This is a genomic window from Actinopolyspora mortivallis (assembly GCF_003001495.1).
GTDB classification, from domain to species: Bacteria; Actinomycetota; Actinomycetes; order Mycobacteriales; family Pseudonocardiaceae; genus Actinopolyspora; species Actinopolyspora mortivallis_A.
In genome coordinates this window covers 25,069-37,972 of the sequence record NZ_PVSR01000005.1, presented here as the reverse complement: position 1 = coordinate 37,972, position 12,904 = coordinate 25,069, and the positions used below count along the sequence as shown (strand labels likewise).

Genomic DNA, 12,904 nt, shown 5'->3' with positions numbered 1-12,904 from the left:
CACCGGAGGGTTTCAACCACCGAGCAGGGTTCCCCCGCTGGCGTCCAGGTAGGAACCGGTGATCCAACGACCGTCCTCGCCGGCCAGGAAGGCCACCACATCGGCGATGTCCGAGCCCTCACCGACCCGGTTGAACACCGACAGCGAGGCCATCTGCCGCACAGCTTCGGGATTGTCGAAAAGCGGACCGCCGTTGTTGGTGATCCCAGGCCCGACGCTGTTGACCGTGATCCCACGACTGCCCAGGTGCTTGGCGTAGTGCATGGTGAGTTGGTCGACTGCCCCCTTGGTCATCGCGTAGGCGACCTCCTGCGGGTTGGCGAAACGCGTGAGACCCGAAGAGATGTTGACGATCCGTCCGCCGTCGACGAGGTTGGAGAGCGCCCGCTGCACGATGAAGAAGGGGGCCTTGACGTTCACGGCGTAGAGCCGGTCGAACTGGTCCGGGGTGACCTCCTCCGGGGGCACGCCGCCCATGACTCCCGCGTTGTTGACCAGAATGTCCAGGTCGGTGGAGCCGGTGCGTTCCTTGAGTCCCTGTTCGAGACCGAAGAACAGGTCGTGGACGTCTCCCTGGCTGCCGAGCTCGGCCCGCACCGGGAATGCTCGTCCGCCGTCCTTCTCGATCGTGGCGACAACCTCTTCGGCCGCCTCCGAGTTGCTCGCGTAGTGCACCGCCACCAGCGCCCCCTCGGCGGCCAGACGGATCGCAGTGGCCCTGCCTATACCGCGACTGGACCCGGTGACCAACGCGGTTTTTCCGCTCAGCTTGCCCATGTGCGTCCTCCTCTGGATGTGTGTGGTGTTCGTCCGGGACCGTTTCGGTGTCGGACGAGCCGGGTACGGGGTGTCCAGACCGCTGATAGCCCCGGCCAGGTGACGCCGGACCGAACCCAGCTCCAGCAGCTCCGTCACGACGTCGCGCAGGGCCTCCACCTCGGGCCCCCCGAGGAGGATCTGCGCCTGTGCCTCGATGTTGTTCAAGGCACGTCTTCCCACGGGGTGCCGAACCTCGTGGTAGGAGTCCAGCAGGGACTCGTCCGGACTGTCACCGAACTGGGCCGCCAGCTTCGCTCCCAGATCGGCGGCGTCCTGCAACCCGAGATTCATGGCCTGCCCGCCCACGGGCAGTTGGACGTGGGCGGCGTCCCCCGCCAACAGCACCCGTCCCCGTCGGTACTCGGTCACCTGGCGATTGGCGTTGCCAAACGCGTTGACCCAGACCGGACTACCGGACGAGATGTCCTCGCCAGTCACCCGGCGCCATACCTCGGCCACCTCGGCGAACTCCGGCTCACCGTCCCGTTCCCCGGGGATGCTGCCGTACTCGTGAACCATGACTCGCGTGGTCCCGTCCGGGAACCGGGAAGCTATCGCGAGCCCGTTCTCGTGACGTTCGAAACGCCGGTTCGGGATGTCCAGGTCGGCCACGTCGGCCCGCAGCAGCTCCTTGGTTGCGTCCCTGCCGGGAAAGTCGAACCCGGCCAGTCGACGCACGGTGCTGCGTTCGCCGTCACAACCGACCACATAGGACGACCTCAACGTCGATGAACGCCCGTCGGGTCCGATGAACTGGACCTCGACGTGTCCACCGCGGTCGTCCACGTCGACGACCCGGTGGTTCCGTCTCAGGTCGACGCCCCTGTCTCGAACCCGCTTCTCCAGCACCTCCTCGATCCGGGGCTGTGGAGCCTTCCACTGCCCGCCGTGGGGGTTGTCCGGATCGGCTTCGGTGAGGTCGAGCGGGATGCCGCCGAAGTGCCCGCTGCCTCCCGCCGGAGGGGGCCCCAGCTCGGACAGCAGACCGCGCTCGTCGAAGAGCTCCATGGTGCGGGCGTGCAGCGTGGAAGCGCGCGACTCGGAGGTCCGCTCCGCCAGCTGCTCCAGCACCGTCACCCGGGCCCCGCCGGTACTCAGCTCGTCGGCGAGCAGCAGTCCGACGGGGCCGGCCCCCACGACGACGACGTCCGTCTCAGGTGTCACGGTCGCTCGTGCGGTGTAGGTGGACATGGTTCAGCGCCGTGCTTCCGCGTATTCCTTGGCGTGGCCGAGGGTCGTCCTGCTGTTGTTGCCCAACGCGTTGCGGATGAAACTCCTGGCCTCGCTGATCCCGGCCTCGTCACCAAGGACCACCGGGATGTTGTCGGTGTTGATGACCACGGTGTGCTGGGACGTGGCTGTGGTGACGCCGTTGTCGCCCTCCACGAAGTCCCAGCGCCCGGTGTGCACGGTCATCAGCGCCGGCAGCGTGGTCTGCTTGTAGGCGATTCGGTGGTTGGGAAAGCAGACACGCACCGATTCGGTGGTGTGCGTCGAACCGTCCTTGGTCGTGGTGTCCATGCGCAGCTGCTGCAACCCGGGAGTGTCCTCCCGCAGCTGGACGGAGGCCACGTGCGGCAACCGTTCCTGCCAGAGCTGCGCCTCGTTGACGAAGTCGTACAGGTCCTTGGCCGAGCCGTGGACTTCCATGCTGTCCTCGAAGGACAGCGTGAGCTCCTCGGTTCCGGTGACGAGCTCGATGTTGTTCTTCAACGAGGCCAGTTCCGAACGGCTGTTGCGGTCGACGGCCTGCTCGATCCAGTCCGTGCTGTCCGGGTCGTCGTCGATCGCACGGTAATCGTGCAGCAACCGCACCCGGGATGTCTCCGGACCGGAGCTCTCGATGATCCAGGATCCTCCCATCTCGGCCACCGGGGAAGCGGGAGTCTCCTGCCTGAAGGAGATCCGCATCCGTTCGGGATCCAGCACACGCCGCGAGCTCCAGTTCTTGGCCTCGCCGTTGGCCGTGGCCCAGATCCGAATCCGCTCCTCGGACCCGCCGCGTTCCAGGTAGTCGACGTAGACCGAAGGCGGGAAGATCCGCGGCCAGTTCTCCACCTCCGCCAGCAGCCGGTAGATCTCCCGAGCGGGCGCGGCGATATTGATCTCGTGCTCGACTTCGTGCTTGCTCATGATTGCCCTTCCGGTACCGATCAGAAATTGCCCAGGCCGCCGCACACGTTGAGCGCCTGCGACGTGATCGAGGAGGCCGTGTCGCTGACCAAGTAGCCGACCAGGCCGGCCACCTCGCCCGGTGTGGAGTAGCGTCCGAGCGGGATCTTGGCCTGGAACTTCTCCAGGATGTCCTCCTCGCTCTTGTCGTAAGCCGCCGCGTAGCCCTGGCGAACGCGCTCGGCCATCGGTGTTTCCACGTAGCCGGGGCAGACCGCGTTGACGGTGATGCCCGTGGGCGCCAGCTCGTTGCCCAGCGCCTTGGTCAGTCCGACCACGCCATGCTTGGAGGCGGAGTAGGGGGCTCCCAGTACCACGCCCTGCTTGCCCGCCGTGGAGGCGATGTTGATGATCCGCCCCCAGTTCTTCCGTCGCATTCCTCCGGTGTTGAGGACCTCGCGACTCATCAGGAAGACGCTGTTGAGGTTCGTGTTGATGACGTCGAACCAGAGTTCGTCGGCGATGTCCGCGGTCACTCCGCCTCCGGAGCGTCCCGCGTTGTTCACCAGCACGTCGATCTCGCCGAAACGATCCACGGCCTCGCCCACGAAACGCTGGATATCGGTGCCGGAACGCACGTCACAGGAGGAACCAGCCACATCCAATCCCTCGTTCTGGAGTTCCTTGGCCGTCTCATCCACTTTGTCCTGGGTGCGCGCCCCGATGAACACCCGGTTTCCCTGGCGAGCCAGCATCCTGGTCACTTCCAGGCCGATTCCGCTGGTCCCGCCGGTGACGATGGCGGTGCGTTTCTGCTCGTTCATGAATTCTCCGTTCTCACTCCGTACGACGGGAACGGGAACCGTTCCCGAGGGGACTGGTCGAGCGGTGCGCTGCCCCGCCGCTCCCCACGTCCCGCCCCGGAGGGGAGCGGAACGGTCCCCGGGAACTTTCCGGGAGAGGAACGGAAGGGGCAACGGCGGAAAAGTACGAGGGGAAGAGGACCGTGCCCGGCCACCTCCTGGCGGAACGGGCCGGGCACGGACCAGCGGCCTCAGCCGACAGGAGCGACCGAATTCCGCAACTGCTCGTTGACGATGTCGATGAATTCTCGAGGAGTCACGGCCTCGGTGATCGAGGTTTCCTCCAAGGAGATTCCGTACTCGCGTTCGATCCTACCTCCGGTCTCCAGAAGCGCGAGGGAGTCGTAGCTGAGCACTTCGAAATCAGTGTCGAGGATGTCGCCGTCGAGGTCGACCCCCTTTGCTTCTCCGGCTCCATCGCGCAGAATCCGCTTCAGATCCTCGACGGTGAACTCTTTTTCGGACATGATTCTCCCAACATCGGATTATTACTTACCGGGTTCCGCCGCACCGGAAAATCAGTCGACGGCCCGGACGACGAGCGCGGAATTGAACCCTCCGTGTCCGCGGGCGATCACCAGTGCCTGACGAACCCGCGCCTCACGGGGACCGTCGACCACCAGGTCGATGTCGTGCTCCTCCGCCGGCCGCACACCGGGGGTCGGCGGAATCACACCGTCCCGGACGGACAGACAGGCGGTCGCCACGTCGAGGGGCCCGGCCCCCGAGTACAACCGGCCCGTCGCCGTCTTGGGAGCGGTGACGGGAACCCCCCGCGGTCCGAACAGCCCGGCGAGCGTCGAACTCTCGACGCGGTCCAGCTCCGGCAGGGCCGCCGCGTCGGCGAACACGACGTCGATCTCATCCGGTGCGCTTCCCGCGTCCCGCAGCGCCGCCTCCACCGCTCTGGGAAGGTTGGCGGGACGTCCCGTTCCGGCCGGTGGATCCAAGGTAGCTCCGTATCCCGCAATGGAGCAGTAGGGAGTCCGCACACCCCGGGAACTCGCACGGGCGAAGTCCTCGAGGATCAGCAGTGCTCCCCCCTCCCCTGGAACGTGTCCACGGGCCTCGGGGTCGAAGGGAAGGTAGGCCCGCTCCGGGTCAGTGGCCGTGCTCAGGCGCCCGCTGCTCAACTGTGCGGTCCATCCCCAGGGGCACAGCGAGGCGTCCACACTGCCCGAAACGATCAGTTGGGTTCCCTTGCGGATCTGCCTACGACCCTGCGCCAGGGCGTCGAGTCCGCCGGCCTGGTCGCTGACCACGACACCGCTGGGACCTCGCATCCCGTTGCGGATGGAGATCTGCCCGCTGTTGACCGCGTAGAACCAGGCGAAGGACTGGTAGGCGCTGACGTACTGGGGGCCCTGACTCCAGAGGTTCCGCAGTTCGTGCTGCCCGAATTCGAAACCTCCGGAGGAACTCGCGGTCACCACCCCCATCTCGTATTCGGGTACTTCCTTCGGCTGCACCTGCGCGTCAGCGAAGGCGCAGTCGGCTCCGACCAGCGCCAGCTGGGTCATCCGGTCGGTCTGCGGTATCAGCCTGCTCGGCAGGTGTTCCTCGGGAACAAACCCCCGGATCTCGCCGGCAAGCTGCGCGGGATAGCCGGAAGGGTCGAAACGACTGATCCTGTCGACGGCGCTGATCCCCTTGAGCGTGGCCTCCCAGTACTGCTCCACTCCAAGGCCGGTCGGGGCCGCCACTCCCAGCCCCGTCACGACCACCTGTTCGTTGCCCGTCATGCCGCGCTCCTCTCGGGGTCGACGAGCACCACTGCGCTCTGGAAACCGCCGAATCCGCTTCCCACCGACAGCACCGTGTCGGTGCGCTGCTCCCGCGCGGTGAGCGGCACGTAGTCCAGGTCGCACTCGGGGTCGTCCGTGTGCAGATTGGCCGTGGGAGGTACGACGTTCTTCTCCACCGCCAGTGCGGAGGCCGCCACCTCGATGGAACCGATCGCCCCCAGGGAGTGGCCGACCATGGACTTGATCGAGCTGATCGGAACCTCGTAGGCGTGCTGCCCGAGACTTCGCTTGAAGGCGGCCGTCTCGTGCCGGTCGTTCTGCTTCGTCCCGGATCCGTGGGCGTTCACGTAATCGACGCTGTCCACCGGTAGCCGGGCCTCGTCGAGGGCCACTCGGATGGCCTCGGCCATCTCCCTTCCGTCCGAACGGAGCCCGGTCATGTGGTAGGCGTTGCACCGTGAGGCGTAGCCCGCGATCTCGGCATAGATGTGGGCGCCGCGCCGACGGGCGCTCTCCAGCTCCTCCAGCACGAACACCGCGGCCCCCTCCCCGAGCACGAATCCACTGCGCGTCCCGTCGAAGGGACGAGAGGCGTGTTCCGGGTCCTCGTTACGCGGGGTTGTCGCCTTGATCGCGTCGAAACACGCCATCGTGATCGGTGAGATGGGAGCGTCGGTGGCCCCGGCAACCATCACGTCGGCGCTGCCTTCCCGGATGAGGTCGGTGGCGTAGCCGACGGAGTCGAGGCCGGATGTGCAACCGGTCGACACGACAGAGCTGGGGCCTTCCGCGCCCACGGCCCAGGCGACTTCCGAGGCGAAGGAGCTGGGGACGAAGTAACCGTACAGATGGGGAACCGCGTACTCGTGATCCACGAGTTCGAGCCGTCCCCCGTCGCTGACGGTGCGGTACTCCCAGTCCAAGCCGGTGGTGGCACCGACGGCGCTGCCCAGGGTGACCCCGGTGCGGACGGGATCGACCCCCGCGAATTCCAGACCGCTGTCCTCCACGGCCTCCCGCGCCGTGACCACGGCGAGCTGTGCCGCACGGTCCATCCGTCGAACTTCCTGCGGACTCAGCCCGGCCAGGTCGGGGTCGAAATCTATCTCGGCGGCCACCTGCGACCGGTACGGCGAGGGGTCGAAGAAACTGATGCGCCGCGTCGCCGTACGCCCCTCGGTCAACATGCTCCAGAAATTCTTCGTCCCCACCCCGCCGGGGGCGGTGACGCCCATTCCCGTGATCGCTACTCGTCGCCCTGTCACAACGAACTCCAGTGATAGAAACGTTCGGCCATGGCATCCGAAGGAGAACGCCAGGTGGACGGATCGTAAGCGGTGATATGCGGCTTCAGGTCCGTGCTGATCTGCACGAACCTCGGATCCGTCTTCACACTTTCGATCCGTTCTCCACCGTCGTCGGAGTCGAAGTCCTGAAGGTGGAAGTACAATCCTTTGTAGGAAAAAAGCTGACGGCGACGAGTCCCCATCCTGTGCGGCATCTCCGTCTCGTCGAAAGCTGCGAAGATATCAGCCACCTGTTCCGCGGACTCCGGTTCCATCCTGGCGACTATCAAAGTGCTGTGCACGGTTGTCTCCGTTCCTCGTTTCCGGATTCAGTCGTTCCTGCCCGGTCCGAACCAGCGTTCGAGAGCCATGGGGAGGTCGTGGTCGCTGCCCGGCGCCGCCCACGCGACATAACCGTCGGGCCGAACCAGCACGGCGGCGGTGCCCGCCAGTTCCCCGGTTTCCTCGGCCAGAGGCGCGGTGATGATGTCGACGCGGTCCTCCCACCCGGCCGCCCTGCGCCGGAGGGTGGGATTGTCCTCCAGGTCCAGCAGAAGCCCCCGTGCCTGGTGCAACAGCTCCGTGCTGTCGCGTTCGCGTCCTCGGTGGAGGAGTTTCGTCTTCGGCATGCGGTAACCGAGCAGTGGATGGCGCCCGGATCCGACGTCGTAGTGGATGTCCAGCCCGCTGACCATCGCGGCGAGGTAGCGGCTGACCTCCTCGTAGCCGACCAGCTCGGAGAACACCTCGCGCAGCGGTTGCATCTGCTCCCCGCTGAGGAACAGCAACCCCTGGGCCTGGGTATTCATCAGCAGCCGCTTCCCCACCTGATGACGTTCCTCGTGGTAGGTGTCCAACAGGGCTTCGGGAGCGGTTCCCCGCACCACAGCGGCCAGTTTCCAGCCGAGGTTGACCGAGTCCTGGATACTGGCGTTCATCCCCTGGCCGCCGGCGGGGAGGTGAATGTGCGCGGCGTCGCCGGACAGCAGCACCCGTCCCTTGCGGTATTCGGTCACCTGACGGGTGGCGTCCCCGAAGGCGCTGACCCACACCGGCTCGGCGTGAGAGATGTCGACCCCGGTCAGCCGTTTCCAGGCGTCGGCCACCTCGGAGAACTCCGGAGGCTGGGTACGCCGCTGCGGCGGGTTGTCCCGCTCGCAGACGATGATCCGGGTGATATCCCCCGGAAGTTGACCGACCATGACCATACCGCCGGGCACGGTTTCGCCGATCATGCGCGATTCGAGTTCGACGCCCCGGAGGTCCGCCAGGAACATCTCCATCGTCGCAGCGGTTCCGGGGAAGTCGAAACCGACCGCCTTGCGCACGGTGCTGCGCCCACCGTCGCACCCGACCAACCAGTCGGAGCGCAGCGTGTACTCCTCCTCGGCGGAACGCACTGTGACCTCGACGCCGTCCCCGCGGTCCCGTATCGACCGCACCTCGTGACCGCGCCGGATGTCGGTGCCCAGTTCACGGACCCACTCTTCGAGAACGGCCTCGGTGGTGGACTGGGGGATGGTTTTGGCGGCCTGGTGTGCCCCTTCGAGCACCCCGAAGTCGACCGGTATCCCCCCGAAGTGTCCTTGGTTGCTGGTTTCGATCTCCCCGAACCTGGGAAGCAGGCCGCGTTGGTCGAAAACCTCCATCGTGCGGGCGGTGAAACCGAGTCCCCTCGACTCCCCAGTACGTTCGTACAGGCGTTCGACGACGATGACGTTCACCCCGGCCAGACGCAGCTCTCCGGCGAGCACGAGCCCGGCGGGTCCGGCACCCACCACTATCACTGGCGCATCCATCTATCTCTCCTCATCGGAACCGGCGAAAAACGACCTTCACAGTTTTCGGGAGGTGGTCGACAACCGGAGAAGTTCGGATGCACCCACCCGAAAGCCCTCCATCAACGCTCCCGGGACACTTCCTGGTCCCGCCCTCCGTCGACGGACGGTGGAAAAACCCGATCCGCACACCCGTCAAGGACCACTAATTCCCGGAAGGAACGAACCTCTCCGGGACGAATCCCCACACCGCCTCGAACACACTTGTGCGGAATATACGATAAGTATTCTTCACCTTCGGGGCGAAGTCAACCCCACCAGCCCGAACCCTTTTAAAAGAATGTTCAAAGCGACCCCTTCCCCGAAGGCTCCGAGAACACGGAGACACTTCGGGGGAATCTAACCAGGATCCTCTTCGTCGAAGAGCGCGCAGTCAACCTCCCATCGTCAAGAGAAATAAAAATTTGAGTCAAAAAAATTAAACCACCCCGAAAATGCAAAGAGAGATGAAAGGAAATAAAAGTCCACCGCCACCCGGTTGGCATCCTCGCGCCAATACCCTACTTTCGAACACGTTTGCTCGAATCTTCCCCGGGAGTGATACCGGATGACTTCTTCGGCGTTATGCGGGGGCACAGGGTGCCGGGACCGACGGAGGAACCGCCTCCATCCGACGACCACCGGTCGGAAAGGACTGTGCTCCTCGTGCCGACACAAGCTCAGCGAGGACCTTCAGGAGCTACCTCGGCTGTACGCGCGCTGCGAACGCATTCTCGGCGGTGGCGGCGCTGCTCCCGACACGGGAGGGAGGCGCTCCAACGACCGGCGGGGAGGCATGCCGTTCAACACGACGGCCTTCGAACTCCGCTCCGACATATCGGACATACTCTGTTCCTGGGCCTCGTTGATCGTGGACACCAGACGGGTGAGCCGGCCGGAGAGAACGGTGCCCTCCGTATCCGGTTTCCTGCTGACCCACCTGGACTGGCTGGCCGAGCACGAGGTCGGAGCGGAGCTGTCCGCTGAGACGGCGGGTCTGGTCGAACGTGCGCGAAGGATACTCTCCTCCGAGAAGGTCCACGCCTTCGCGGTCGGTTCCTGCCCGGAAAGGGCGTGTACGGGGACACTGCGGGCGAGCGTTCATCCCGACACCCCGGGAAGACTGTCAGAGGTGCGGTGCACGGTGGAGCGCACGCACCGGTGGGCGGAGAGCGAGTGGCTGCGTCTGGGCGAACGCGTCTCCGGCGAATCAGGGCGGACGCGGCGTCCGATGTGGTTGGGCGTCGCGGAGATAACCCGCATGTGGAACGTGTCGCGCGGGAGTGTGTACCGCCTGGCCAGCGAGCGTTCCTGGCGCCGATGCAGTCGCGGAAGGAAAACCTACTACCACTCCGATGACGTGGCCGAGACCATGCGTGACAGAGTTTCCCGGTCCTGACGGGGGTTCCCGCTCCGGGCGGGGATCATGTTCGTGTCGGGCGTCCCCGAAACGCCCGACACGTTACACGTTTTCGTCGCCGAGACCACGTGGATCGGAAGTGTCTCCTCCGAGGTTCCGGTCAGTCCCTCGAACGGTTTGAAGCTTTGGCTGTACGACGTGCGCTCGGAGACCGCCCCGGGACCACTCGTTCCCGCCCCCCAGACCGGCGGCCCCTTCCCCCAAGAGCAGCACCTTCTGATCAGGCGTGTACGTTCTCGTTGGCGGGCAGGCAGAATCCGACTCCACGCACGGTTTTGATCCACTCACTCGAACCGAGTTTGCCCCGCAGCGTGCTCACATGGGTGTCGATGGTCCTGCTGATCCTCGTGCTCGTCGTCCGGGACATGGGAGCCCCCCAGATCTCCTTCATGAGCTGTCTGCGGGAGACGACCACGCCGGGTTCCCGGGCCAGTCGGTACAGCAGATCGAACTCCTTGCGTGTGGTGTCTATGAGGATGTCGTCAAGCCAGACCTCCCTGGACGCCGGGTTTATGTGCAACGGACCACAGACGATTTCCGAGTCCGCGGCTTCCGTTCTGCGCGTTCTGCGCATGACCGTGTCGATGCGCGCGATCAGCTCCCGAAAACCGTACGGCTTGCTCAGACAGTCGTCGGAACCGGCCTGCAGGCCGAGAACACGATCCGACTCGGTGCTTCGCTCGGTGAACGCGATGATCGGGGTGTCCCCTGTTGCCCTGATGACGCGACAGACTTCGAGACCGTCCATGTCCTGCAGCTCAAGGTCCAGAAGCACGAGATCGGCCTCGTGATGCTTCTGGATCGCCCCACCCCCCGTACTCACCCCGATCACTTCGTGGCCACGTTGACGCAGCCCCGCCATCAGGGAGGCTGCCATGTTTTCCTCGTCCTCGACTACAAGTAAGCGCATGGTCACCCCGCACGTTGCCCGTGTCTTCTCATGGACGTCACAGGTCGTCCCCCAAGCCAGGGGCCACACGTTCGTGTAACTACCCGAGCGCCCTACCCAGTATTATAAACCAACCGAGCGGTTTTACAAACAACGACTTCCCTTGCGAGCAGTCAGAAGCATCCACCACACCTCCCCCAAATGGAGTAAAACCCCCCGAAACACGGAGAGACTCCTGGAAACATAGCCATTCAGCAGACCTCAAAGAAACAAAATACAGCATAATTAGTATGTTTTGTGGACTACAACCCTCGAGGCTGAAGCGCCTCTCCCCCGGCGGAAGCAGGGGCATACGTCCACCAGTGGCCGCCCGCCCCGACGAACCGCGACACGGGCCCTCCCCGATCGGCATCGACCGGCGGAGGAAACGCTCAGCGACGGAGCGGTAAGGACGGGCCGTCTGAACGCGACGCCCGGGGAACACACCCGGCCCCGCGCGACCGGAAAACTCTCGGCAGCCCCTCAGAACAGTTCTCTCCGGCGAACGGGGGACACCGCGCGAACAGTCGAGACGACGCTCCGTAGAATCACCGGTGTGCTCGGTTTGGGTGAGCTGGAACTGAAGGTCATGAACGTACTCTGGGCGGCCGAGAAACCGTTGCGGGTGCGCGACGTGCTGGAACGTCTCCCCGGAGAGCGCAAACTCGCCTACACCACGGTGATGACCGTGCTCGACCACCTGCACACCAAGGGCTGGGCGAACCGGGCCAAGGACGGTCGGGCCTACCGGTACACCCCGGCCCGCACCCGGGAGGAGGCCGGCGCCGGGCTGATCCGCGAGGTGCTGGAGTCCTCCGGAGACGCGGACTCGGTGCTGCTGCACTTCGCCCGCTCCGCCTCCGGACACGAGTCGCGGCTGCTGCGCCGCGCCCTGGACCGGCGGGAACCTCCCGAGAACGGTTCGTGATGACCCTGGCACTGGGTTTGCTGGCCGCCGCGCTGCTCGTGGCGGTCACGGGACCGCACTACCTGGACAAGACCCTGTCCCCGCGCATCCCGCCGGGGCTGGCGCTGACGGCGTGGACGGTGTCCACACTGTTCGTCGTCGCGGCCGCCTGCGGCGGGGCGGTGCTGCTCGGGATTCCGCACAACGAGTCGGTGGACGGTCTGGTGGGGATGGCCAACACCTGCATCAACACCGGCCGCTACCTGGAGCAGACCATCGTCCGGGTGACGGGGATCGGCGTGGTGGCCTGTGCGGGCCTGCGCGTGCTGGTGGTGGCGGTGCGCCGGAGCCGACAGCACACGGCACGCCGGGACGAACACCTGTCGCTGCTGCGTTTCCTCGGGATCAGGGAGGCGACCGACCCCCGCGTGTTCTGGCTGCCGGAAAACACCCCGGTCGCCTACAGCATGGGGGGACGGCACGGAACCGTGGTGGCCACGACCGGCGTCACCGGGCTCGACCCGCCGGCGCGGGAGGCCATTCTGGCCCACGAGCGTGCCCACCTGCGCGGGCGCCACCACGAACTCGTGGCGCTGGCCGAGGTGCTGGCACGGGCGTTGCCGTTCGTGCCCCTGTTCCGCGCCGCTCCCACCGCCGTACGGGTCTCGGTCGAGTTGGCCGCCGACACGGCCGCGGTACGCGTCTGCGGAAAGGAAGGACTGCGCAGGGCGCTGTGCGCGGTGGAGTCCCACACCACGCCGCGGGAGTCACTGGCGATGTCCAGGGAGGCCGTGGAACTACGGCTGCGCTGGCTGGATCCGGCCCGCCAGCCGCCCGGAAACACCCTGCGACGGCGTGCCGAGTACCTGGTGGCCTCGTTCGCCTCGCTGCTGCCCGGTCTCACGGGCGTGGTGCTCTTCTCCGGGTGCGCGCTGGTCGGCTGTCTGGCCCTGCGGACGTTCGGCTGAACCCACCGGGCCGGTCCACCGCGCCCGCCAACCACTACT

General features: G+C 65.8%; 12 protein-coding genes. 3 read left to right on the top strand and 9 right to left on the bottom strand.

All coding sequences use genetic code 11. The annotated features are described in order from the left end of the window. Positions 1-12 precede the first annotated feature (12 nt). The 8 genes from CEP50_RS20755 to CEP50_RS06090 all read right to left on the bottom strand — a co-directional run bounded on the left by CEP50_RS20755 (position 13) and on the right by CEP50_RS06090 (position 8,624). A complete protein-coding gene (locus tag CEP50_RS20755) occupies positions 13-2,010 on the bottom strand; it encodes an SDR family NAD(P)-dependent oxidoreductase (RefSeq protein ID WP_106112965.1) in 1,998 nt (665 codons plus the stop codon). 3 nt (positions 2,011-2,013) lie between these two features. Beyond that, on the bottom strand, positions 2,014-2,952 hold the full coding sequence (locus tag CEP50_RS06120; protein WP_106112964.1) for an aromatase/cyclase: 939 nt from the start codon (positions 2,950-2,952) through the stop codon (positions 2,014-2,016). Positions 2,953-2,972: 20 nt separating this feature from the next. Beyond that, entirely contained in the window at positions 2,973-3,755 is a 783-nt protein-coding gene (gene fabG / locus CEP50_RS06115) for a 3-oxoacyl-ACP reductase FabG (RefSeq protein WP_106112963.1), read from the bottom strand. A gap of 230 nt (positions 3,756-3,985) precedes the next feature. Then, positions 3,986-4,261, bottom strand: coding sequence for an acyl carrier protein (locus CEP50_RS06110; RefSeq protein ID WP_106112962.1), 276 nt, complete (start codon positions 4,259-4,261; stop codon positions 3,986-3,988). A gap of 51 nt (positions 4,262-4,312) precedes the next feature. Continuing rightward, positions 4,313-5,536 (bottom strand): ketosynthase chain-length factor, encoded by a 1,224-nt coding sequence (locus tag CEP50_RS06105; RefSeq protein WP_106112961.1) that lies wholly within the window; start codon positions 5,534-5,536, stop codon positions 4,313-4,315. Beyond that, positions 5,533-6,804 (bottom strand): beta-ketoacyl-[acyl-carrier-protein] synthase family protein, encoded by a 1,272-nt coding sequence (locus tag CEP50_RS06100; protein ID WP_106112960.1) that lies wholly within the window; start codon positions 6,802-6,804, stop codon positions 5,533-5,535. Before CEP50_RS06100 ends, CEP50_RS06105 begins: the two co-directional genes overlap by 4 nt. Beyond that, positions 6,801-7,127 carry a TcmI family type II polyketide cyclase gene (locus CEP50_RS06095; protein WP_106112959.1) on the bottom strand — a complete coding sequence of 109 codons (327 nt, stop codon included), beginning with the start codon at positions 7,125-7,127 and terminating at the stop codon, positions 6,801-6,803. The genes CEP50_RS06100 and CEP50_RS06095 overlap by 4 nt, the downstream gene beginning before the upstream one ends. Before the next feature lie 27 nt (positions 7,128-7,154). Next, complete coding sequence (locus CEP50_RS06090; RefSeq protein ID WP_106112958.1) at positions 7,155-8,624, bottom strand: FAD-dependent monooxygenase; 1,470 nt, start codon at positions 8,622-8,624, stop codon at positions 7,155-7,157. A gap of 814 nt (positions 8,625-9,438) precedes the next feature. On the opposite strand from CEP50_RS06090, the gene CEP50_RS06085 reads away from it, so the two are divergent. Beyond that, on the top strand, positions 9,439-10,041 hold the full coding sequence (locus tag CEP50_RS06085) for a helix-turn-helix domain-containing protein (RefSeq protein WP_106112957.1): 603 nt from the start codon (positions 9,439-9,441) through the stop codon (positions 10,039-10,041). 241 nt (positions 10,042-10,282) lie between these two features. Here the strand turns inward: CEP50_RS06085 and CEP50_RS06080 are convergent, their stop codons facing one another. Next, positions 10,283-10,972 carry a response regulator transcription factor gene (locus tag CEP50_RS06080; RefSeq protein ID WP_106113036.1) on the bottom strand — a complete coding sequence of 230 codons (690 nt, stop codon included), beginning with the start codon at positions 10,970-10,972 and terminating at the stop codon, positions 10,283-10,285. A gap of 574 nt (positions 10,973-11,546) precedes the next feature. On the opposite strand from CEP50_RS06080, the gene CEP50_RS06075 reads away from it, so the two are divergent. Together CEP50_RS06075 and CEP50_RS06070 are read left to right on the top strand one after the other, a co-directional pair. After that, positions 11,547-11,918: a BlaI/MecI/CopY family transcriptional regulator gene (locus CEP50_RS06075; RefSeq protein ID WP_106112956.1), complete on the top strand. Its 372-nt coding sequence runs from the start codon at positions 11,547-11,549 to the stop codon at positions 11,916-11,918. Continuing rightward, a complete protein-coding gene (locus tag CEP50_RS06070; protein WP_106112955.1) occupies positions 11,918-12,865 on the top strand; it encodes a M56 family metallopeptidase in 948 nt (315 codons plus the stop codon). The genes CEP50_RS06075 and CEP50_RS06070 overlap by 1 nt, the downstream gene beginning before the upstream one ends. Positions 12,866-12,904 lie beyond the last annotated feature (39 nt).

Bases quoted from the DNA above. Each gene is read 5' to 3' on its own strand.
- CEP50_RS20755 (WP_106112965.1), bottom strand. From the start codon at position 2,010: ATGTCCACCTACACCGCACGAGCGACCGTGACACCTGAGACGGACGTC.
- CEP50_RS06120 (WP_106112964.1), bottom strand. From the start codon at position 2,952: ATGAGCAAGCACGAAGTCGAGCACGAGATCAATATCGCCGCGCCCGCT.
- fabG (WP_106112963.1), bottom strand. From the start codon at position 3,755: ATGAACGAGCAGAAACGCACCGCCATCGTCACCGGCGGGACCAGCGGA.
- CEP50_RS06110 (WP_106112962.1), bottom strand. From the start codon at position 4,261: ATGTCCGAAAAAGAGTTCACCGTCGAGGATCTGAAGCGGATTCTGCGC.
- CEP50_RS06105 (WP_106112961.1), bottom strand. From the start codon at position 5,536: ATGACGGGCAACGAACAGGTGGTCGTGACGGGGCTGGGAGTGGCGGCC.
- CEP50_RS06090 (WP_106112958.1), bottom strand. From the start codon at position 8,624: ATGGATGCGCCAGTGATAGTGGTGGGTGCCGGACCCGCCGGGCTCGTG.
- CEP50_RS06085 (WP_106112957.1), top strand. From the start codon at position 9,439: ATGCCGTTCAACACGACGGCCTTCGAACTCCGCTCCGACATATCGGAC.
- CEP50_RS06080 (WP_106113036.1), bottom strand. From the start codon at position 10,972: ATGCGCTTACTTGTAGTCGAGGACGAGGAAAACATGGCAGCCTCCCTG.
- CEP50_RS06070 (WP_106112955.1), top strand. From the start codon at position 11,918: ATGACCCTGGCACTGGGTTTGCTGGCCGCCGCGCTGCTCGTGGCGGTC.